Genomic DNA, 20,661 nt, shown 5'->3' on the forward strand with positions numbered 1-20,661 from the left:
ACAAACAATTTGCTTATAATAATGCTTAAACGTTTTGTGAGCGCCCAAATGAAAGCCAATCATAATGGTAATGATTTCAGAATCCGACATTACCGATTTTCTGTTTCTTCTCTTTTTGTGATCTCCGAGTGTTTGAAGTTTCATTTGCTTGATTTGGGAGTCAAATTCTTTACAAAAATCGTCAACTTGTACAAAAATATTTGTAATTTGGTCTTTCAAAATCATAAGCAATAGTTCGTTTAAATATTTGAATGTCAGAAACTTAAATATACGAATTATTGCTTTTTATTGCAAATTTTTATTCTGTTTCTTATCCCGAGCTCAGGTTAATTATGAATATTATTCTCCGGATAAAACGATTCAGATCGCAGAACTGCATTTGAAGGAACATTCATTCGAAGATTATTCATATATTGATGTTCAGGAATTATGCAAAAAGGTTTTGAATGAAAATAATATTGATTATTCAGCCTATCTCGATGAAGATAATCAATTGGATTACGCTAATTATTGGGAAAATCAGTTCGGTCTGGAAAGTGACTTCTTAATGAACTGCTGGAGAAATGCAAAAGAAAAAACGCAGTCTAAAATGATCGGATTTTTAGAATCTTCAGACGCAGGAGGTGGACTGTATGATCTGGATAACGGCTATGAGGTTCCTTTTGATGTTGACGTTGATGAATATTTGCAGTCTCAGGGTTTTACTATTAAAAAAGAAATTTAAAAATGAGCACAACTCCCCCAACTTATTATCACGGCACAAAAGCAGATTTAAAAATCGGTGACCTCATCGAAGTCGGTTTCACTTCAAATTACGGAACACAGAGAAAAGCAAAATACATTTATCTTTCTGCAACGTTGGAAGCGGCAACCTGGGGTGCAGAACTGGCTTTTGGCGAAGGAAAAGAAAGAATTTATATCGTAGAACCAACAGGCTTAGTTGAAGACGATCCTAATCTGACAGATAAAAAATTCCCTGGAAATCCCACAAAATCTTACCGTTCTCAGCACCCTTTCAAAGTGGTTGGAGAAGTTGAAGAATGGCAAGGACATTCACCAGAGCAACTCAAAACTATGAAAGATCATCTTCAAAAATTAAAGGAAAAGGGAATTGAAGCGATTGAAGATTAATTAAACCTAAAAATCAAACAGAAAACAGTAGTAAATTGAAAGTCCCAACATTACAAATAGATCAACTCAACACGGAAAGATTAATCCTGATTCCGTTCACAATAAAGATTTGTGAAAATTTGCTGAATAATGATTTCAGCGATTTATCCACATTAGGCTTAAAAAAAGGAAAAAGCTGGCCCGATCATGATGTCTTGGAAACCTTGCCTAAAATCATTAATAATCTATTACCCATCGGATCTCCAACAGGATTTGAATCCTGGATGATTATTAAAAAAGACACCCTCGAAATAATTGGAGACGCCGGATTCAAAGGATTTAATATGGAAAAGCAAAGCATCGACATCGGATATGGAATTATCAAGGAAGAACGGAGAAAAGGCTATGCCGAAGAAGCTGTAACGGAACTTATGAAATGGGCGTTTTCAACAGAAATTGTAAAAGAAATAACAGCAAGTTGCCTATTGGATAATTTCAGCTCCATTAATTTATTACGCAAACTCAATTTCACAGAAAAAAGACAAGATAACGAAATGATTTATTGGTCGTTAAAGCATAATTAATTAAAAAAATTCAGTTAAAAAAATTATATTTCTCCATAAACACTCTCTACATAAGGATTCCCGTAAGGTCAATGCTGTAAGTTATTTTACTTTTGATTCTCAATTTTTTGATAATTAAAATAAAACAATGAAAAAAACAGTATTAATTTTCACCTTATTATTCTTCGGAATTTACTATTCTCAAACTCTTCCGAAATTTGAAAACGACACCCTAACAACTTCAACAGGATTTAAAGTTTACGAAGGTTTAAATTTAAAAATCGGAACAGGTTCCATGAACGACGGCGATTTTAAATTCATCAGAACCAATGCAAGTTCGATGTTCAATTATTATTCAACAACAGGTTATCAGGGTTTGGTAAATCAGGCTAATTCTTTCAGAAGAAGCAATTCCGGACTGACTTTCAAGGTAAAGAAAATCATGACCAGAGGAAACAAAAGAAACGGATTCGTATATTATGTAAAGATCGGAAGCGGATTGATAAACTACGAAATGGATGTTGAAAATGCCATTAAATATCGTGAAATTATAGTTCCTGATGAGTTTTTACCAAAAGAAAAATCTCAAATCCAAAATTCCGAAACGAAATATGATAAGTTGAAGAAAATAAAAGAACTGAAAGATTCCGGAGTTTTGTCCGACGAAGAATTTCAAAAGGAAAAAGATAAAATAATGAACGAATAATTATAATTAAATGCTCTAATATTTGGAGCATTTTTTATTTTTACAAAAGACAAAATGAAAATTACAAATAATGAAAACAATTTTAGAAATCGAAAATCAAACTGTTGAATTTGAAAGAAACTGGTTTACAGGAAGTTTCACTTACACCATAAACGGAGCGAGGAAAACTTTAGACAGTTCGCTAAATCCTTTTACTCATTTTTCCGTTCAGTTATCCAGAGCTTATGAGCTACAAATTGAGAACTCAATTGTTACAGTCATCAAAACAAGACCTTTATTTTTTGCGGGTTTAAGAAAACATAATTATAAGTTTTACATAAATAAACAGCTTGTCAAAGAAATTGAATCAATGTAATTGAGAAAGTTTATTTACAAGAAAAATTAAAACAGTATATCGAAGTAAAATTAATAACCATGGCCAAAGCAAACAAAACTACCGAAACAACCGTTAATGCAACAGATTTTATCAACTCATTTGTAGAAAAAGAAGAAAAGAAAGCAGACAGTTTTCAATTGATTAAACTTATGAGCGAATGGTCAGGATTTGAACCTAAAATGTGGGGGCCAACCATTATTGGATTTGGCAGTTATCATTATAAATATGCAAGTGGTCACGAAGGCGATATGCCACTCATCGGCTTTTCACCGCGTAAAGCAGAATTTTCACTGTATGTCTATTCGCCGACCGAGGAAAATAAGCATTTATTAGATGATTTTGGAAAATTTAAAATGGGTAAAGCCTGCATTTATGTCAAAAAACTGTCTGATATCAATATTGATGTGCTAGAAAAAATGTGCAAAGAAACCATCGAATATTTAAATAAAAATCACGAATGCGCCTGCAGAGAAAAATAAAGCAAGCTTATTAATAATAAATTTCTTCTCCATTTCAAAAAACTTTCCGAAATTTGTCATCTGTGCGTTAAACAAAAATTAATGAATTAAAGAACAATTACAACAAACATACAGTAAAACTTAGTATAAGTTTTCTTCGGGGCAGGGTGCAATTCCCTACCGGCGGTTACAGTCCGCGACTCCTTTTTAACGAAAGGACTGATTTGGTGAAATTCCAAAACCGACAGTTACAGTCTGGATGGGAGAAGAAAATGGAGCAATCAGTGAGGCTATTTCTATAGACTCATTGTGTTGTATTTCATTTCCATGTACCGAAGTGTATTTTAACTTAAAATTAAAATAACATGGAAAAATTATTAGAAAAATTCGGAGCAACTCCGCAAGAACGTGTAAAAAATGCACTTCTAAAACTACAACAGGGAAAAGGCATCCTTTTAGTTGATGATGAAAACCGTGAAAACGAAGGCGACATCATCTTTCCCGCATCTACCATTACAGAAAAAGACATGGCACTTTTGATCCGCGAATGCAGCGGAATCGTCTGTTTATGCATTTCTGAGGAGAAAAGTAAACATCTCAAGCTCCGTCCGATGGTGGAAAGCAACAATTCAAAAAATCAAACCGCATTTACGATCTCCATTGAAGCCAAAGAAGGCGTTGAATCAGGAGTTTCAGCGAAAGACCGTGTAACAACTATCAGAACGGCCGTTGCAGAATATGCAGAAGCCGATCATATTGCAAGTCCGGGACACGTTTTTCCTTTAATTGCTAAAAAAGACGGTGTTTTCGAAAGACGCGGACATACGGAAGGAAGCGTAGATCTTGTAAAACTCGCCAATCTTGGTGATGATGCCGTACTTTGTGAACTCACCAACGAAGACGGAACAATGGCAAGACTTCCTGAAATTGCAGATTTTGCCATGAGACAAGAAATGACCGTCGTAACGATCGAAGATATTTATATGTATCGAAAAATGATTATCAGTCAGAATTAAAAAATAGTATTTAGCGCACAGAAATGGCCGTCCAGTTTTTACTGGATGGTTTTTATTTTTAATCCACTCATTAAAAATATATTACGCTTAAATAAAATACATCTTGAAATACAGTTTTTAATTATCTTTAAGGAAAAATTTAACTATGAGAAAATCTGTACTTTTTTTGCTGATGACTTCAGGGCTTTATACAGCACAAACTACTATTACTAAAGCTTTTAATGATCCTTTAACTGGTGAATCGGTAAGTTATTTATCCGTAACCGGAACACCAAATAATTCTGCAACGGGAGCAAATACAACTTTTACCAACTCTCAGCTTACGGCTGGTGCAGCATCTTCGACAGTTTATTCGACGCCTTCTGCTGGTGAAATTACTACTTTTCCCGGTTCTACTTTAAAAATGGTAGGAAGTGGAACTACAGTTTACTACAAACAAACGGCTTCAAAACTGGAAATCACAGGATTAGTAACTACGGATGCTACTTTGAACCTGGCAACCAATAACGGAACATTCGTTTCTTATCCTGCTGCGTTTGGATATTCTGAAACAGATCAGGCGCAGGGAACATTCACATCGCCTTCTGCAAGTGGATTATGTAAGGGAACCATCAATATTTCTGCAGACGCTTCAGGAACGCTGCTTTTGGGTCCTGCTACATTTAATAATGTATTGAGAACCAAATCTGTTCAGACTTTCAATCTTCACTTACCGAATGATACATCGTTTATATTTCCGATAGGATCTATTACCAATACTTCTTATGCATATTACGACAGCACTCACAAATTCCCGTTATTAACAACCATTGAAACCATTGTTAATGTTCCTGTAGCAGGAATTAATAACCAAACGTCAAATGCTGCTCAGGCTCTGAATTTACCAACATTATCCACAGGAGATTTTGTTGCTAAAAAAGAAGTTTTAAAAATTTATCCTAATCCGGCTCAAGAGGCTATTGAATTGAAAGGAGCAGGAAATTATTCAACAGCCAAAGTATATAGTTTGGATGGAAAATTAGTAAAAACGGCAGATCTTAAAGCCGGAAAAGTTCAGATTTCAGAATTACCGCCTGCTGCTTACTTCATTGAAGTTTCAGGAAAAGATGCTAAAGCTGAGACCGCGAAATTTATTAAGAAATAGAAATCAACACTCAATAAAACAAAATCCGTTCATTTATCTTGATGAGCGGATTTTTTGTTTTGATTTATTAGTTATTATAATTGTAAAGAAAACGACCAAAAGATAAATTTTCTTCCCATAAACAACATTTGTTTAATATTTTCAACCATAATTAAAAATTAAGTTCACAGTTTATTGATTTTCTGCCCGTTTTTTGCTTCACCTTTAATACCAACCACTTAATGTTTAATGAAAATTTAAAATCATGAAAAAATATTTCATTATAATTCTTCCCTTGTTGTTTTCAGAATTCAACGCACAGGAAACCAGCAGCGAACCTCTGGAGAAAATGAACATCATTAAAACCAATGTTACAGGATACGTATTCAGAAACATTAATTTGTCTTATGAAAGATCAATAAATCAATGGTTTTCCATGAATATAAGCTTTGGAACGATGCCGGAGGGTAAAGTTCCGTTCATCAACTCATTTTTAAGTGACGAGGATGAAAAAAGATTTCAAAACCTTAGAGTAAAAGCCACAAATTTCACCGTAGAACCTCGTTTTTATCTTGGAAAAGGCTACGGAAAGGGCTTTTACATCGCACCTTATTACAGATATTCAAAGATAACTTCTAATACTTTTGATTTCTATTATGATTATAACGCGATCGATGGAAGCTCCTATCAAATTCCATTAAAAGGTACAGGAAGCGCCAACGGAAACAGCGGCGGAGTAATGGTCGGCGTTCAGTTTCTTTTAACCAGAAGTCAAAATCTCGTTTTAGATTTCTGGATCGCCGGCGGGCATTACGGAAGCGGAAAAGGCGACTTTACCATGACAAGCGATTATGTTTTAACGCCCGAAATGCAGGCTCAATTAAAAAAAGAAATTGAAGATCTGGATATTCCTTTTGTAGATTACACCGTTGAGACCAATGAAAAAGGAGCCCGAATAAAAATCGACGGGCCCTGGGCAGGCTTCAGAAGCGGACTCTCCTTAGGATATAGATTTTAAAAATTTGACTTGTTTAGATTTTTATTTAACCACAAAAGAAGCAAAAGCTTGTATTAAAGACTTTAGAGTACTTAAGTTTTAAAAAGTTTATTACTTTGAAAATACAAAAGTTCACATAAGATGAAAATCTTTGATTTTCAAAAAACTTAAGTGTTCTTCTATCAACAATTCTATTAACTTAAATAAACTTAAGTGTTAAAAATCTTTTGTGCCTTTTGTGGTTAAATTTTTTATTACTTTAAACATACAAATTCCGTTCAATATTCCTGAACGGATTTTTTATATCTTTAAACCGAAATATCGTATTCTTCGGTTTAATAATTTTATATGAAAATCCTCATTATAGAAGACCATAAAGATCTTGCAGCCAACATCACAGATTATCTTAAAAAAGAAGATTACGTCTGTGAAGTGGCTTCCAGTGCAAAAGAAGCGTTAGAAAAAATTGAACTTTTTGAATACGACTGCATTCTTTTGGATCTTATGCTTCCCGATGGAAACGGCTTGGAAATCCTCAGACATATCAAAAATTATTCTCCAACAGCCAGCGTAATCATAGTTTCAGCAAAAAATTCCCTGGATACAAAACTTACGGGATTAGACGATGGAGCGGATGATTACGTAACAAAACCGTTTTCACTGCCCGAACTTCATTCGAGAATAAAAGCGGTTCTCAGAAGAAAAACTCCGGAAACCAACCGCATTTTAAGCTTCAATGAAATTACAATTGATCTGGAATCCAAAGAATGCAAAATAAATAGTCAACTAATCAATCTCACCAAAAAAGAATTGAATTTATTGATCTATTTCATTAATAATCAGAACAGAATGCTATCGAAGCAAGCCATCGCCAGCCATCTTTGGGGAGATTACACCTACAGTATTGATAATGTAGATTTCGTTTATCAACATTTGAAAAATTTAAGAAAGAAAATTCTGGATTCCGGCGGAAAAGATTATCTGCAAACCGTTTACGGATTAGGCTACAAGTGGATTGATAAATAAAAAAGACATTAGAAATTAGAGGTTAGAAGCTAAACCAAGCTTCAAACCTTTAAATTTAAAAAAAATTAACACCATAATCGTAAAACTAATTTCTAACCTCTAAATTCGAACTTCTTATTACATGAATTTAAGCTTCCGTTTTGCCAGAGCGTTTACCTTTTTGGTATTTTTTGTCCTTGTTACAGGCTTTGCTATTTTGTATTTTGCTTTCGAAAGGGCAACAATGCGTTCTGCCATTCTGAAACTGGAAGATTTAAACGAATATGTTACTCATAAATTAGAAAAAGATTCCGCTTATGATTATCTAAAATCTCATCATCGCCAGACTCAGGTTAAAATTCTTCCGCCAGATACAAAAATCGCCAAGGAAAAAATTATTGAGGAAAAATATATCTGGAACAAAAGCATACAGTCTTATATCAACCGGATTTCCGTTACCACCTACCCTATTATTAATCAGAAAAAATATTCCATTACAAGCGTAAGATATATCACGATTATCGAAAACCGTTTTATGATGAGCATTATTATGGTAGTCGCCTGGATCATGGTTTTTCTTATCATCCTCACAATTATTGTAAGTGTTTTGGTTTCAAAGAAGATTCTCGATCCTTTTTATCATGCGATGGATGAAATTAAAAAATTCAGACTGAGAGATAACAGTCCGATGAATTTAATGCAAACAGAGACCGAAGAATTTAAATCATTAAATAAATTTCTCTTAAAAATGTCCGAAAGTTCCAAGAAAGATTATAACGTTTTGGAAGAACTTTCAGAAAATACTTCCCACGAATTACAGACTCCATTGGCTTCTATCAAAGGAAAAATTGAATTATTAATGGACAGTGAACTATCAGAAAATCAACTGATCACGCTTTCTTCGATGAATGACGAACTAGACAGACTTTCATCCATTAACCAATCTCTGATTCTTCTTGCTAAATTGGAACATTTTGAAAAGAACGATTCACAACTCATCAATTTCTCAGAATTATTAAAAGACAGGCTTCATTATTTTGAGGACTTATTTGAAATTCAGAACCTTACTTTGGTTAACGAAATTCAGGATGATGTTTATCTTAATTTTGATGAAAATTTGGCCTCTATCGTTATCAACAACCTTATCAACAATTCCAAAAGGCATAATATTGAGAATGGAAAAATTTTCGTGAAGCTTACGGAAACTTATTTTCAGATCTCAAATACCGGAAATCCACCCACAATTTCTACGGAAGAATTATTCAAAAGATTTAAGCGTGGAAATCCTAATCAAAATTCCATCGGGATAGGTTTAGCGCTTGTGAAGAAGATTTTGGAGATTTATGATACTGAAATTTCTTATCATTTTGAACATCATTTACACACTATCAGAATTAATTTCACAAAATAATCAACTGAAATTCAAAAACATAACAATGAAAACTCAAATTATGTAAAAACTTCAAAATTTCTTCAGAATTTATATCTTGTTTAGGCACAAGTAAAAACGCCTATGAAAAAATTACTCCTACTTTTCGGTTTAGCTACAGTGCAATTCGCTTATAGTCAAGACACGATTAAGTCCGAAAAAAAGATGGAAGAAATTTCCACTATTGAGAAAAACCCTTTAGATATTGGAGAACTTAAAATCAACCTTAATCAAAAAGGTGATAAATGGTTAAAATTTGGAATTTCGAGTCAGATCTGGCTTCGAAGTATCGATAATAATCCGGGAACAGCCGTCAATGGAGTTCCGCAAGATCAGACGTATGACGCGGGAATCCGAAGAATGAGATTGATTATTCAAAGCCAGCTGACCCCGTTTTATTCTATCTTTTTACAGATGGGAATTAATAATCAAAACTTTATTTCCGGTGGCGGAACAGGAACAGGAAATAACGGAGCAGGAAAAAAAGCACCGTTCTTTTTTCATGATGCCTATAATGAAGTGGCAATTATTCCGAGAAATGATTTCCAGACAGGAAAACCCAATAAAAATAACCTTTATCTTGGAGCCGGACTTCACTCGTGGAATGGCGTGAGCCGAATGACGAATGCAAGTACAACCAAAATGCTTGCGGGAGATATTCCTGTTTTTAACTTTCCTACGATTGAAATTGCGGATCAGTTTTCCAGACAGTTCGGAGTTTTTGTTCATGGAGAATTTGACAGGCTTAATTATCGTTTCAGTGTCAACAAACCTTTCGCAACCAATCTGAAACCCGCTGTTGGAGGAATTGCTGTTGACAACAACCAAAGCGGAAAATTATCTTACGCAGGATATGCATATTATCAGTTTTTTAATAAAGAAATTACTGCGACATCGTTTTTAGCAGGAAATAATTTAGCCGTAAAAAAAGTGTTAAATGTTGGAGCCGGTTTTTATACCAATAAAGATGCAACCCAATCTCAGCCTACAGAAAATGTTTTTGAATCTCATGATGCCAATATTTTTGGAGCAGATGTTTATTCTGAATTACCATTGGGAGATAAAAGCAAAGAAATGGGACTTACACTTTATTCTGTTTTCTACAATTACAACTACGGCCCAAATTATCTGAGAGTAAGCGGAATTATGAATCCCGGGACTGTTGATGCAACATTTACAGGTGAAAAAGCGTTGGAAGGAGCCGGAAACAACCGAGTTTTGATGGGAACAGGAAATATCTGGTTTTCTCAGGTAGGTTTTGTACTTCCAAAATTCAGCAAAATCGTGAAAATTCAGCCATTTTTTAATTATGCTCTTAAAGACATGAAAGCATTAAACCAAAGCGGAAGTTATTACGACATCGGCGCCAATCTTTTCTTATATGGTCAAAATGCAAGAATCGTTGCTCAATACAGCAGCAGACCGTTATATGATACCGCTTCAAAAAGAATTTTTGACAGAAAAGGAGAATTTTTACTGTCTTTTCAAATTGTACTTTAAAAAATTTAATATCTTACCCATATGAACGCTAATACTACTCAAATTACAACTACCCAAAGGATAAAAGCCATTGTGGGCGGTTCCATAGGAAATCTGGTAGAATGGTACGACTGGTATGCTTATGCTGCCTTTGCTATCTATTTTTCCAATTCATTTTTTCCGGAATCTGATCTTAATGCACAATTAATGAACACAGCCGGAATATTTTTTGTCGGATTCCTGATGCGTCCCATCGGAGGATGGATGTTCGGAAGTATCGCCGATAGAATAGGACGAAAAAAAGCAATGACGCTTTCTGTTTTATTAATGTCTTTCGGATCTTTATTAATTGCACTGACGCCAACGTATGACACGATAGGAATCCTAGCTCCTGCTCTACTTCTTATCGCGCGATTGTTACAGGGATTAAGTGTGGGCGGAGAATACGGCGTTTCGGCAACCTATCTCAGCGAAATGGCAACAGAAGACAGACGAGGTTTTTATTCGAGTTTTCAATATGTGACGTTGATTGGCGGGCAATTAATCGCGTTGGGAATACAGCTGGTTTTACAAAAATTAATCCTGACAGAAACTCAATTAGAAAATTGGGGCTGGAGAATTCCTTTTGTAATTGGCGCAATTCTTTCTGTAATCGCATTATATTTAAGATCAAACCTTCATGAAACTGAAGCTTTTGAAAATAAAAAAGATGTCAACGATAAGAAAAAAGGAACGATTAAAGAACTTCTGAAGCATCCGCAAGCTCTACTTACCGTAATCGGATTGACGCTGGGAGGCACACTGGCTTTTTATACTTACACCACCTACATGCAGAAATTTTTAGTGAATACCGTTCATCTTACTAAAGAACAATCTACTTTAATCTCATTTGTTTCTCTGTTTATATTTGCGTGTCTGCAACCTGTTTTTGGAGGACTTTCGGATAAAATAGGAAGACGACCTTTATTATTAGGTTTCGGGATTTTAGGAACCATCTGTACTGTTCCGCTACTTACAGCATTAAGCCATACAACATCCATGTGGACAGCTTTCTTCCTGATCATGGCAGCATTAATTATTGTAAGTGGATATACTTCTATCAACGCGATCGTAAAAGCCGAACTTTTCCCATCAGAAGTGCGCGCTTTGGGAGTAGGACTCCCCTACGCCTTAACTGTGGCTATATTTGGGGGAAGCGCAGAGTATATTGCTTTATGGCTAAAGAAATTTGGAGCCGAACATTATTTCTACTGGTATATTACTGCATGCATTTTGTTTTCATTGCTCGTTTATGTTCGAATGAAAGACACCAAAGAAAATTCAACGTTGGATAAGGATTAAATTTATTCAAACATGATAAACAATACGCGGCTCAGGTTTCCTGAGCCGCGTATTATATTTTTTAGCTATAAGCTTGTCTGAATTTTACAATAAGTTCATCCAGGTAGTGACGTTGAACATAAACGGTCTTTACATCCTCATATCTTGGGGATTTGTAGAAAACCTCATGAAAGTCCATACTACCGTTACCTACCTTTACTACTTTCTGTACTTCGATATTCAATTTTCTTAACTCGTCTCTGAAGACCTGAAATTCATCTTGTATATTATTCATTTATATTTTGGGGTTTAATTAGAAAAATCATTCAATTACATCAAACACCCTACCAATCATTAGGGTAACTGTTCAATTTCACATTAAAATTAATAAATTTTTCGATACAAACATCACATTTTGTTAATATTTTATCATTTAATTTAAAAATATCAAACACTTTTCGCAAAACACCTACACAATCCGCAGATTTAAAATCCATAAAAATTTAACAAAAATTATCATAATACTTACTGTTAAAAGGATTTTTATTTTTATTGATTCTAAGCTTGAGCAATATTTTACATGCTCAAAAAGAGATTTTAAAAATTCACGATGATAATCTCATTAAAAATATGGAGAATAAAAACTAAGAGTTTAATTATCAAAAATATTTTAGAAAATATTCTAAACTTAATCACTATATAAGATATAAAAAACTTAAAAATCACAACATAAATAATTATTATTAATCATTTTGCCATTTTTAATTAAAAAAAATTAAAAAATGATTTTTGATTTTTTTATACTTTTGGAAAAAAACTATGGTGAAGCAATTTTTAATTATTTTCAGCATCATCTTTACTTACATCCTGGTTCCTGCTCAGGATTCTATAAAAACCACTCCAAAAATCATTACCAAAGACACCAAATACGGTCTTGCTCTGAGTGGTGGTGGTGCAAAGGGATTCGCTCATATAGGAATTTTAAAAGTAATTGATTCTTTGGGAATTAAAGTAGATTACATTACCGGAACCAGTATGGGTGGGATTTTAGGAGGCCTATATGCCATGGGATATAATGGAGATCAGCTTAAGAAAATTGTGTACAACACAAATTGGAAAAGAGTTTTAAGCAATAAAATCCCCTACAATAAGGTAAATATTAGTGAGAAAGATGAATACAATAAATATATTATAGAATTTCCGGTTGTAGGTGGCCTGCCTTCATTACCGAGTTCTTTTATAGAAGGGCAATATATGTCTGAAGTACTCAATACGCTAACCTTTCCCGCCAAGCATATCAACGATTTCAGCAAACTTCAGATTCCCGTACAGCTTACCTCTTCTGATATTGTAAATGGCGGACTTGTGATGCAGAAAAGAGGTTCTCTTCCATTAGCAATACGTGCAACATTAGCTATTCCGGCAGCTTTTGCACCTGTTTATATAGACGGAAAACTGCTTGTAGATGGAGGGCTAGACCGTAATTTCCCCGTACAGGAAGTAAAGGATATGGGTGCTGATTATATTATTGGCGGATACACCGGATTTAGGCTTTTCACAAAAAAAGAGATAGAAAATCCCATGAAAATGATCTACCAGACTCATGCTTTTCATTCTGTTCAGGATTTTAACCTGCAAAAGAAAATGTCTGATATTTTGGTTGATTTTGTAGTTCCTCTCAATGGTTACACTACCAAAGATTTTAAAAATTATAAAGAAATCATTAAAATCGGAGAGCAGGAAGCAAGAAAGCATATTCCGGAATTTGTTGCTTTAGCCAATGAACAGCGTAAAATGGGAATTATTTATGATCATAAACTAATTGAAGAAATAAAAAAACCAACCATAAAATTCACCTATAGCGAAGATAACGGAACCCCTTTAAATAACTCTTCCGAAGTTGAAAGTATTAAAAGTTTAATGGGTTTAAGTGAAGGTAAATATTATGATGCAAAAATAGTAAACGAATCTATTGATAAGGTTTTTGGCATGAGACAGTACGAAAAGGTCTATTACACCTATACTGATTCTGAAGATGGGCTCATCATGAATATTTTTGTAAAAAGAGTAAGAGCCGGTACTTTCAAACTGGCATTACATTATGATAATGAACAGTCAGTCGGTATTATCGTTAATTATACTTATCGAAATGTAGCCAATAGATTTCGTGCCCTGGCAACTTTAGATATTTCCGAACGCTTCAAAGGTCGTCTCCAGTTTCAAAAATTTCTGGACAATAGCTCCCGTTGGTGGATAAGTGCTGAAGGAACCACTTCTCACCTGAAAAGCAATGATTTTATACTTCGGACAAGCAATGAATTTGACTATGAAACAGCTAATTCCATCACCCCAGATTATATTTACAGAAATACAACTGTCAATACGGCCATCAATTATACCATTACCCCTAACGCAATGACTTCATTGGGAATTGAATATAATACCGAAAAAATTAATCGTTCTATAGATAAAATAGGTCAATTTATAACAGGCACCAGCTATGACAATAAGGTATATCAACATAATAATTTTGATCTGTTTTTTAAATTCAACCAGAATAATCTGAATGAAAGATATTATCCGACCTCCGGAAATAATCTGCAAATTACAAGTAAATATTATTTTGGAGATCAGTATAATTTGTATGACCTGGAAAATATACAACCGTATCTTTATAGCTATTTAAATCCGGCTGATTCATATTATTTTGTTCCAAAAAATTTATTAAGCATAGCCATTAACGAGAATTTTGTTCTTCCAGTTACTAAAAAAATTTCAGTAAAAGCCAATGCATTTTTAGGAACACATTTTTCATCTAAAAATACAGATCCGGATTTAGAAAAAGCACCTTATCTTTTTCTAAATCAAAAATATAATCTTGGCGGAAGCGAATATAATTTTAGCGGAATCAACCCTGAGTTTAACGGACTGCGACAAAAAGAAGTCCCCACAAATTCCTTCGCCAAACTAGGCTTGGAAATCCAGTATAACATTTATAAACATCTCTATCTCACACCTTCTTTTCATTATGGACGAGGGAGTGATGAACTTTCACCTTTCACAAAAGAAGGTTCGAATATCCATGGCTATGGTCTTAATCTAGGATATGAATCAATTTTAGGGCCTATCAATATTAATGTTTCTAAAAATGATGCCATTAACTTTTGGAGAGTGTATTTCAGTATAGGTTTTAAGTTTTAATTATTATTTAAAAATTCAATAAATTTAACTTCCACTTGGATTTTGAATCTATAAGCTATTAAACCATCCATGAAAAACTCAAAATTATTTCTGTTCCTAATCATATTATCATTTTCTGGGTTAATTTTTGCTCAGAAAAAAGATGAAATTAAAATTTCTATTAAAGATAAAAAAGGATCAAGAGAGGTAGAAATCCTTCCCCATTTTATTCAATTCGGAATTATGTCTAAAAATCATGAGGCTTTCAGAAAAAAATATAAGATTGATGTTGTGTATGAAAACTGCGTGATTAGTCCAGCCATTTCAAAAAAAGCGGAGAAAAACAATCTAGCCTTAGCAAAAAGCCTGACAGACAAATATGGTGAAATCTGGAAAAAAGATCTTGGAATTATTCCTTACGGATTATAAATTCATCGCTTTCATCAAACATTCAAGCATAAAAAAAGATACTTTATAAAAAGTACCTTTTTGATTTTAAGCTAGAAATAATTTTAGTCTAATTATTTTCAACAGTTTCACTCTCCTCTACTTCATGTCTCAGCTGAGCTTTGTAAAGGGTAGAATAATATCCGTTTTTATCTAATAATTCAAGGTGTTTGCCTTCTTCCACAATTTTACCATGTTCCATTACGATAATTTTATCGGCTTTTTCAATAGTTGAAAGTCTGTGGGCGATAATAATTGACGTTCTGTTTTTCGTAATTTTTTCTGTCGCTCTCTGAATTAGCTTTTCACTTTCGTGGTCGATAGAAGATGTTGCTTCATCCAGAATTAAAATTTTTGGATCAGATAAATACGCTCTCAGGAAAGATAACAATTGTCTTTGACCTAAAGAAATCGACGAACCTCTTTCGCTTACCACATATTCGTATCCGCCGGGAAGACTTTCAATAAAATCATCAACCTCAATTTCTCTGGCGCCAGCTTTTATTTTTTCTAACGTGATCGTATCATCCCCAAAAGCAAGATTTTCAAAAATACTTCCATGGAACAGGAAAACATCCTGCAATACCACGCCGATATGACTTCTTAAATTATATAGTTCGTAATCTTTAAGCTCAACATCATCAATAAAAATCTCCCCTGAATTAATATCATATAATCTTGTGATCAAACTGATAATCGTAGATTTTCCGGCTCCCGTTGCCCCAACAATCGCTACGGTTTCTCCCGGATTTACTTTAAAATCAATTCCTTTAAGAACCTCCTGCTTGTCATCATATGCAAAACGAACTTCTTTGAATTCTATCTTACCATCAAAATGATCTTTTTCCACTTTTCCGGTGTTTGGCATTGCGTAATCTTCGTCCATTAATCCAAGAACTCTTTCAGCACCTACAATTCCACGCTGGATATTGTTGAAACGGTCTGCAATCTGTCTCAAAGGACGAATCAACATCGAAATATATTGAATAAATGCAATAACAACCCCCGCACTGATTGTGATATATCCTCCATAAAACAGGATAAATCCAATAAAAAGTGATGAAATAAGTTCAACCACAGGAAAGAATAATGAGAAAATGAAAACCGTTCTCAATAAAGCTCCTTTTAACGTAATATTGATGTCATCAAATTTTTTAAACTCAGCCTTCTGTCTGTTGAAAACCTGAATAATCGGCATTCCCGCCAATCTTTCCTGAACAAAAGAGTTTTGATTTGAAGTCCAGGTTCTTTCATCTCCAAAAGCTTTCTTTAATCTTTTCTGGAAAAACCTCGTGATTACTACCATTAAAGGTAAAATAGCCAACGTGATATAACTCAAATGAACATTCGTACTGAACATCATTATCAACACAAAAACGATTCTCAAAATATCCCCGAAAACCATCAGGAAACCATCCGTATAAACCGTTGCAATAGTTTCCACATCTCCTACAGCACGCGTTACGAGCTGTCCTATCGGTGTTTTATCAAAAAATGATGTTCTGAAATAAATCAGTTTAGCATATAGTCGTTCTCTGATATCTCTGATTACGTTCTGAGAAATATAATTGGAGAAATAGACTAAGAAAAAGTTTAAAACAGTTTCAGCAAAGACCAAACCCACCAAAAGATAAATATGCTTCATCATCAAAGCCTTATCGTGAAGTTTGGTAATATCGTTATCTACCACCTGCATGGTAAGGTATGGCCTGTAAGTAGAAACGATGGAAAGAAATATAGAAATCACCAAAGTTATGATAAACCACGAACGGAATTTCATCCCGATGAAGAATAATCTTTTGATAATTGTCCCGGTATCTTGTTTTTTCATTGTACGAATTGAGGAAAGGAATTAAATAAAATTCTTTTGCAAAAATAAGACTTTAAAATTTGTCTGCCTTTACAACTTGGCTAATTCCTGATGAAAAATTCAGATTGCTGTTATTTATGATATAGATGATTTTTGTAAGTGTCTATAAAGCTTTTTCAAATAAAACAGCATTCATTCCCACGTGGTTTGGAGATTAGACTTGGAAAAATTCATGTCCAGATCCCTCCGGGATGACAAACAAGATGGAAATTTTAACGTCTTGAAATCCACAGGACATATTCTGAACTCCTATTTTGAGGCTGCAAGCATATCTTACGGAGTGATTTACTTAAATAACGAGGTTCTACATCATCAACCTTGGCATCCCAGACCTAAAATTTGACGTTAGGAACCACAAATTTTAGATTCTATAACGTCAACGGATATATTTTGAACCTCAACGGGGTACTTAAGGAACATCAGTAAACATATCAAATAAGAAAAGAGACCAACTCTCGAAGCCACATTCAATATTAAAAAGCAGAATGGTGGCCTCGAGAACCTCAGCCACCAATATGCATTATAATTCCTTATTCCCAATTTCTTCAATTTCCAAAGAAGGTTTCTGAAAACTCTCTTTTTGAAATCTTCGTTCAAGAAGCTTATACACTCCAAAAACGACTGCAATAGCAACCAGCCAGCCAATAAGATTTACAAAAGTAAAAGTATTGTCGCTTGTTTCATCTAAAGAGCCTGGATTTGTAATTTCCTTGAACATTCCGAAACAAAGCCCGAATCCAAACTGAACTCCCAAATAAATAAGAATGGCCAGAATACCGAAATGCCATTTTGTTTTACCAAATTTTTCGGCAAGTCCCGCGTAATATCGGTAAGCAGCTGCAAGAATAATTATTGACATCATATGTTTTGTGTTTTTTTGTTTTATTTTAATTGAAATCATACCCAACATCCACCAAAAATAAACCTTGTGCGGGAGCAGATGTTCCGGCGGAATTTCGGTTTTTATTTTCGATGACATTTCGCAGCTCTTCAGGTTTTATTTTTCCTGAACCAATTTCTACCATGGTTCCAACAATTGCCCGTACCATATTTCTCAGAAAACGATTGGCAGAAACAGTGAATTTCAATTCCGTTCCGTTTTGTTCCCATTCTGCTTTGTACATTTTACAAAGATTGGTTTTATTGTCGGTATGAAGCTTTGCAAAACTTGTAAAATCCTCATATTCAAATAAAATTTTACAGGCTTCGTTCATTTTATCAATATCTAAAGGTCTTCTCCAGTGCTGCCACGCAGAATCTTGAGTAAACGGATTTTTCTCCATTGAGATATAATATTCATATGTTCTGAAAGTAGCATCAAAACGGGCGTGAAAATCATCCTTCACCTCAAAAATTCTTTTGATGGAAATATCGGCGGGAAGAAAACTGTTTAATCGATGTGAAAACTGATCACTCAGCACCTGATCGGTATCAAAATGCGCAAATATTTTCTTCGCATGAACGCCTGTATCTGTACGTCCGGCGCCTGTTGTCTTAATTTCTTCTCTTAAAATCGTGGAAAGTGCCTTTTCCAATTCTTCCTGCACAGAAATAGCATTCGGCTGGATTTGATAGCCGAAATAATTTTTACCGTTATAGGAAAACTCTATAAAATACCTCAATGTAATAAAATAACTCTACAAAAATACTTTAATTTATGATAATCATGAACTCATTTTTCAAAATAAATATTGAAAAAGTACATACCATATTGGCTAAAATCCCTACGAAAATTCCTATTTTTGCAAACGTATGAAAAGATGGTACCTTTATCCTTTTTCCCTCGGTTATCACATGGTAACGGGTATCCGAAACACGATGTATGATCTGGGAATTTTTAAATCAACGAAATTCAAGACTCCGATAATCAATGTCGGCAACCTCTCTGTGGGCGGAAGCGGAAAATCTCCAATGGTGATGTATCTTGCGCAATACCTGTCCAAACATTACAGAACAGGTGTGCTTTCCCGCGGTTATGGAAGATTGACAAAAGGCTATGACGTAACCAACTACGACAGCAATTATAAAACAGTAGGTGATGAAGCCATGCAGTTATTTGAGCGTTTCAAAAACCGTTTTGTGATTGCAGTTTCCGAAGAAAGAGTTCCCGGAGCCAAAAAAGTGATTGAAGATATGGATCTTGACGTTCTTGTTTTGGATGATGCATTTCAGCACAGAGCGATCAAGGCCGGATTTAATATTTTGATGACCGATTTTAATGATCCTTTCTTTAAAGATCACTTGCTTCCTGCCGGAGATTTGAGAGAATCAAGAGCGGGATATAAAAGAGCAGACATCATTATGGTCAGCAAATGTCCTGATGAATTAACGGAAGAAACCAAGCAGTATTACATTTCCAGAATCAGACCGGATCGTACCCAAAAAGTATTCTTTTCATCCATCGGATATGACGAAAATGTGTACGGAAAAGAAAAAATGCTTCCCGACAACAACCTTAATTATTATGATATTCTGTTAATTACAGGAATCGCCAATCCAAAGCCGTTGTTGGCACATTTAGCCAAATTTTCACAACGAGTAAAGCATTTAAAATTCAGAGATCATCATAATTTTTCTGAAGATGATATTAAAAAGATCATTGCTGATTATAAAAAATTAGGTGAATACAAATTGATCTTAACAACTGAGAAAGATTATGTTCGTTTGAAATCCTTTGATTATCTTAGAGACATCGTTTACTACTGGCCCATCAATGTAGTGATCGATAAAAAAGAGGAATTCAATCAAATCATCTTAGATTATGTTAGAAAATAGTAAGCAAACCGCTGATTTCATTAAAAATATTATTCAGGACACACCTGATTTTGCCATTGTTTTAGGATCAGGATTAGGAAAACTTCAGGACGAAGTGGAAGCTATTCATGTTTTAGAATACAAAGACATTCCTAATTTTCCTCAAACCACTGTTGTAGGTCATGGCGGAAAATTAATCTACGGAATTCTGGAAGGCAAAAAAGTATTGATGATGAGCGGCCGTTTTCACTATTATGAAGGTCATTCTATAGAAACAGTCACTTTTCCCATCAGAATTTTTCATTTATTAGGAATTAAAAATTTGATCCTTTCTAACGCTTGCGGTGGTGTAAATCCCAATTTTAGTGTTGCAGATGTTGTGATTGTAAAAGATCATATCAACATGATGCCCGAACATCCGCTTCGTGGTAAAAATATAGATTCTTTCGGGCCTCGTTTCGTTGATATGAGTGAACCTTACAATAAAAAAATGATCGCTGTAGCAGAAAAGGTTGCATCAGAAAATAATATTAAATTTCAACAGGGAGTTTACGTTGCTCTACAAGGTCCTACTTTTGAAACCCCGGCAGAATACGGAATGATCAAAGCCATCGGTGGCGATATGGTCGGAATGAGCACTGTTCCAGAAGTTATTGTTGCCAAACATATGGGAATGGACGTTTTCTGTGTTTCCATTATTACAGATCTTGGCGGGCCGGACATTGCTTTTGCCGTGTCTCACGAAGAAGTATTAAATGCTGCAAATAAAGCAATGCCTAATGTGATTACCTTAGTAAAAGGTTTGGTAAAGAACTATCAGTAAGCATT

The 20,661-nt window shown here is 34.4% G+C and carries 21 protein-coding genes, 1 pseudogene and 1 riboswitch; of the genes and pseudogenes, 17 read left to right on the forward strand and 5 right to left on the reverse strand.

Annotated elements, in window-relative coordinates; all coding sequences use genetic code 11:
* Nucleotides 1-225 (reverse strand): annotated as a pseudogene (locus tag BT156_RS22650) (IS982 family transposase); the annotation flags it as partial.
* Nucleotides 226-247: 22 nt separating this feature from the next.
* Between BT156_RS22650 and BT156_RS17680 the strand changes: the two are divergent.
* The 13 genes from BT156_RS17680 (at nucleotide 248) to BT156_RS17740 (ending at nucleotide 11,603) form a co-directional block, all read left to right on the forward strand.
* Nucleotides 248-724 carry a hypothetical protein gene (locus BT156_RS17680; protein WP_072412133.1) on the forward strand — a complete coding sequence of 159 codons (477 nt, stop codon included), beginning with the start codon at nucleotides 248-250 and terminating at the stop codon, nucleotides 722-724.
* 2 nt (nucleotides 725-726) lie between these two features.
* Nucleotides 727-1,131 carry an NAD(+)--rifampin ADP-ribosyltransferase gene (arr, locus tag BT156_RS17685; protein WP_072412135.1) on the forward strand — a complete coding sequence of 135 codons (405 nt, stop codon included), beginning with the start codon at nucleotides 727-729 and terminating at the stop codon, nucleotides 1,129-1,131.
* Nucleotides 1,132-1,166: 35 nt separating this feature from the next.
* Nucleotides 1,167-1,694 (forward strand): GNAT family N-acetyltransferase, encoded by a 528-nt coding sequence (locus BT156_RS17690; RefSeq protein WP_072412137.1) that lies wholly within the window; start codon nucleotides 1,167-1,169, stop codon nucleotides 1,692-1,694.
* A 127-nt stretch (nucleotides 1,695-1,821) separates the two neighbouring features.
* Nucleotides 1,822-2,379: an SHOCT domain-containing protein gene (locus tag BT156_RS22390; protein WP_072412139.1), complete on the forward strand. Its 558-nt coding sequence runs from the start codon at nucleotides 1,822-1,824 to the stop codon at nucleotides 2,377-2,379.
* Between the two features lie 70 nt (nucleotides 2,380-2,449).
* Nucleotides 2,450-2,734 carry a hypothetical protein gene (locus BT156_RS17700; protein WP_072412141.1) on the forward strand — a complete coding sequence of 95 codons (285 nt, stop codon included), beginning with the start codon at nucleotides 2,450-2,452 and terminating at the stop codon, nucleotides 2,732-2,734.
* A gap of 59 nt (nucleotides 2,735-2,793) precedes the next feature.
* Nucleotides 2,794-3,234, forward strand: coding sequence for a DUF1801 domain-containing protein (locus BT156_RS17705; protein WP_072412143.1), 441 nt, complete (start codon nucleotides 2,794-2,796; stop codon nucleotides 3,232-3,234).
* Between the two features lie 128 nt (nucleotides 3,235-3,362).
* Nucleotides 3,363-3,488: riboswitch (FMN riboswitch) on the forward strand.
* A gap of 90 nt (nucleotides 3,489-3,578) precedes the next feature.
* A complete protein-coding gene (ribB, locus tag BT156_RS17710; RefSeq protein ID WP_072412145.1) occupies nucleotides 3,579-4,229 on the forward strand; it encodes a 3,4-dihydroxy-2-butanone-4-phosphate synthase in 651 nt (216 codons plus the stop codon).
* A gap of 145 nt (nucleotides 4,230-4,374) precedes the next feature.
* Entirely contained in the window at nucleotides 4,375-5,373 is a 999-nt protein-coding gene (locus BT156_RS17715; RefSeq protein ID WP_072412147.1) for a T9SS type A sorting domain-containing protein, read from the forward strand.
* A 244-nt stretch (nucleotides 5,374-5,617) separates the two neighbouring features.
* Nucleotides 5,618-6,370 carry a DUF3575 domain-containing protein gene (locus BT156_RS17720; protein WP_072412149.1) on the forward strand — a complete coding sequence of 251 codons (753 nt, stop codon included), beginning with the start codon at nucleotides 5,618-5,620 and terminating at the stop codon, nucleotides 6,368-6,370.
* 327 nt (nucleotides 6,371-6,697) lie between these two features.
* Nucleotides 6,698-7,375, forward strand: coding sequence for a response regulator transcription factor (locus tag BT156_RS17725; RefSeq protein WP_072412151.1), 678 nt, complete (start codon nucleotides 6,698-6,700; stop codon nucleotides 7,373-7,375).
* 121 nt (nucleotides 7,376-7,496) lie between these two features.
* Nucleotides 7,497-8,765 carry a sensor histidine kinase gene (locus BT156_RS17730; protein ID WP_072412153.1) on the forward strand — a complete coding sequence of 423 codons (1,269 nt, stop codon included), beginning with the start codon at nucleotides 7,497-7,499 and terminating at the stop codon, nucleotides 8,763-8,765.
* 102 nt (nucleotides 8,766-8,867) lie between these two features.
* The gene (locus tag BT156_RS17735) at nucleotides 8,868-10,283 is read left to right on the forward strand and encodes a hypothetical protein (protein WP_083582390.1); all 1,416 of its coding nucleotides are present in this window, start codon (nucleotides 8,868-8,870) and stop codon (nucleotides 10,281-10,283) included.
* 21 nt (nucleotides 10,284-10,304) lie between these two features.
* A complete protein-coding gene (locus tag BT156_RS17740) occupies nucleotides 10,305-11,603 on the forward strand; it encodes an MFS transporter (RefSeq protein WP_072412155.1) in 1,299 nt (432 codons plus the stop codon).
* 61 nt (nucleotides 11,604-11,664) lie between these two features.
* On the opposite strand, the gene BT156_RS17745 is transcribed toward BT156_RS17740, so the two are convergent.
* Entirely contained in the window at nucleotides 11,665-11,877 is a 213-nt protein-coding gene (locus tag BT156_RS17745; RefSeq protein WP_066755020.1) for a hypothetical protein, read from the reverse strand.
* Nucleotides 11,878-12,401: 524 nt separating this feature from the next.
* Between BT156_RS17745 and BT156_RS17750 the strand changes: the two genes are divergently transcribed.
* On the forward strand, nucleotides 12,402-14,783 hold the full coding sequence (locus BT156_RS17750; RefSeq protein ID WP_228430183.1) for a patatin-like phospholipase family protein: 2,382 nt from the start codon (nucleotides 12,402-12,404) through the stop codon (nucleotides 14,781-14,783).
* Between the two features lie 69 nt (nucleotides 14,784-14,852).
* Nucleotides 14,853-15,191, forward strand: coding sequence for an FEKKY domain-containing protein (locus tag BT156_RS17755; RefSeq protein WP_072412157.1), 339 nt, complete (start codon nucleotides 14,853-14,855; stop codon nucleotides 15,189-15,191).
* A gap of 88 nt (nucleotides 15,192-15,279) precedes the next feature.
* Here the strand turns inward: BT156_RS17755 and BT156_RS17760 are convergent, their stop codons facing one another.
* From BT156_RS17760 to truA, 3 genes are all read right to left on the reverse strand, one after another.
* Nucleotides 15,280-17,040, reverse strand: coding sequence for an ABC transporter ATP-binding protein (locus tag BT156_RS17760; RefSeq protein ID WP_072412159.1), 1,761 nt, complete (start codon nucleotides 17,038-17,040; stop codon nucleotides 15,280-15,282).
* 559 nt (nucleotides 17,041-17,599) lie between these two features.
* A complete protein-coding gene (locus BT156_RS17765) occupies nucleotides 17,600-17,941 on the reverse strand; it encodes a hypothetical protein (protein WP_072412239.1) in 342 nt (113 codons plus the stop codon).
* Between the two features lie 25 nt (nucleotides 17,942-17,966).
* The gene (gene truA, locus BT156_RS17770; RefSeq protein ID WP_072412162.1) at nucleotides 17,967-18,701 is read right to left on the reverse strand and encodes a tRNA pseudouridine(38-40) synthase TruA; all 735 of its coding nucleotides are present in this window, start codon (nucleotides 18,699-18,701) and stop codon (nucleotides 17,967-17,969) included.
* A 130-nt stretch (nucleotides 18,702-18,831) separates the two neighbouring features.
* Between truA and lpxK the strand changes: the two genes are divergently transcribed.
* The gene (lpxK, locus tag BT156_RS17775) at nucleotides 18,832-19,854 is read left to right on the forward strand and encodes a tetraacyldisaccharide 4'-kinase (protein ID WP_072412164.1); all 1,023 of its coding nucleotides are present in this window, start codon (nucleotides 18,832-18,834) and stop codon (nucleotides 19,852-19,854) included.
* Nucleotides 19,841-20,656 carry a purine-nucleoside phosphorylase gene (locus tag BT156_RS17780; RefSeq protein ID WP_072412166.1) on the forward strand — a complete coding sequence of 272 codons (816 nt, stop codon included), beginning with the start codon at nucleotides 19,841-19,843 and terminating at the stop codon, nucleotides 20,654-20,656. Before lpxK ends, BT156_RS17780 begins: the two co-directional genes overlap by 14 nt.
* Nucleotides 20,657-20,661 lie beyond the last annotated feature (5 nt).

This window comes from Chryseobacterium limigenitum, assembly GCF_900114875.1.
GTDB classification, from domain to species: Bacteria; Bacteroidota; Bacteroidia; order Flavobacteriales; family Weeksellaceae; genus Chryseobacterium; species Chryseobacterium limigenitum.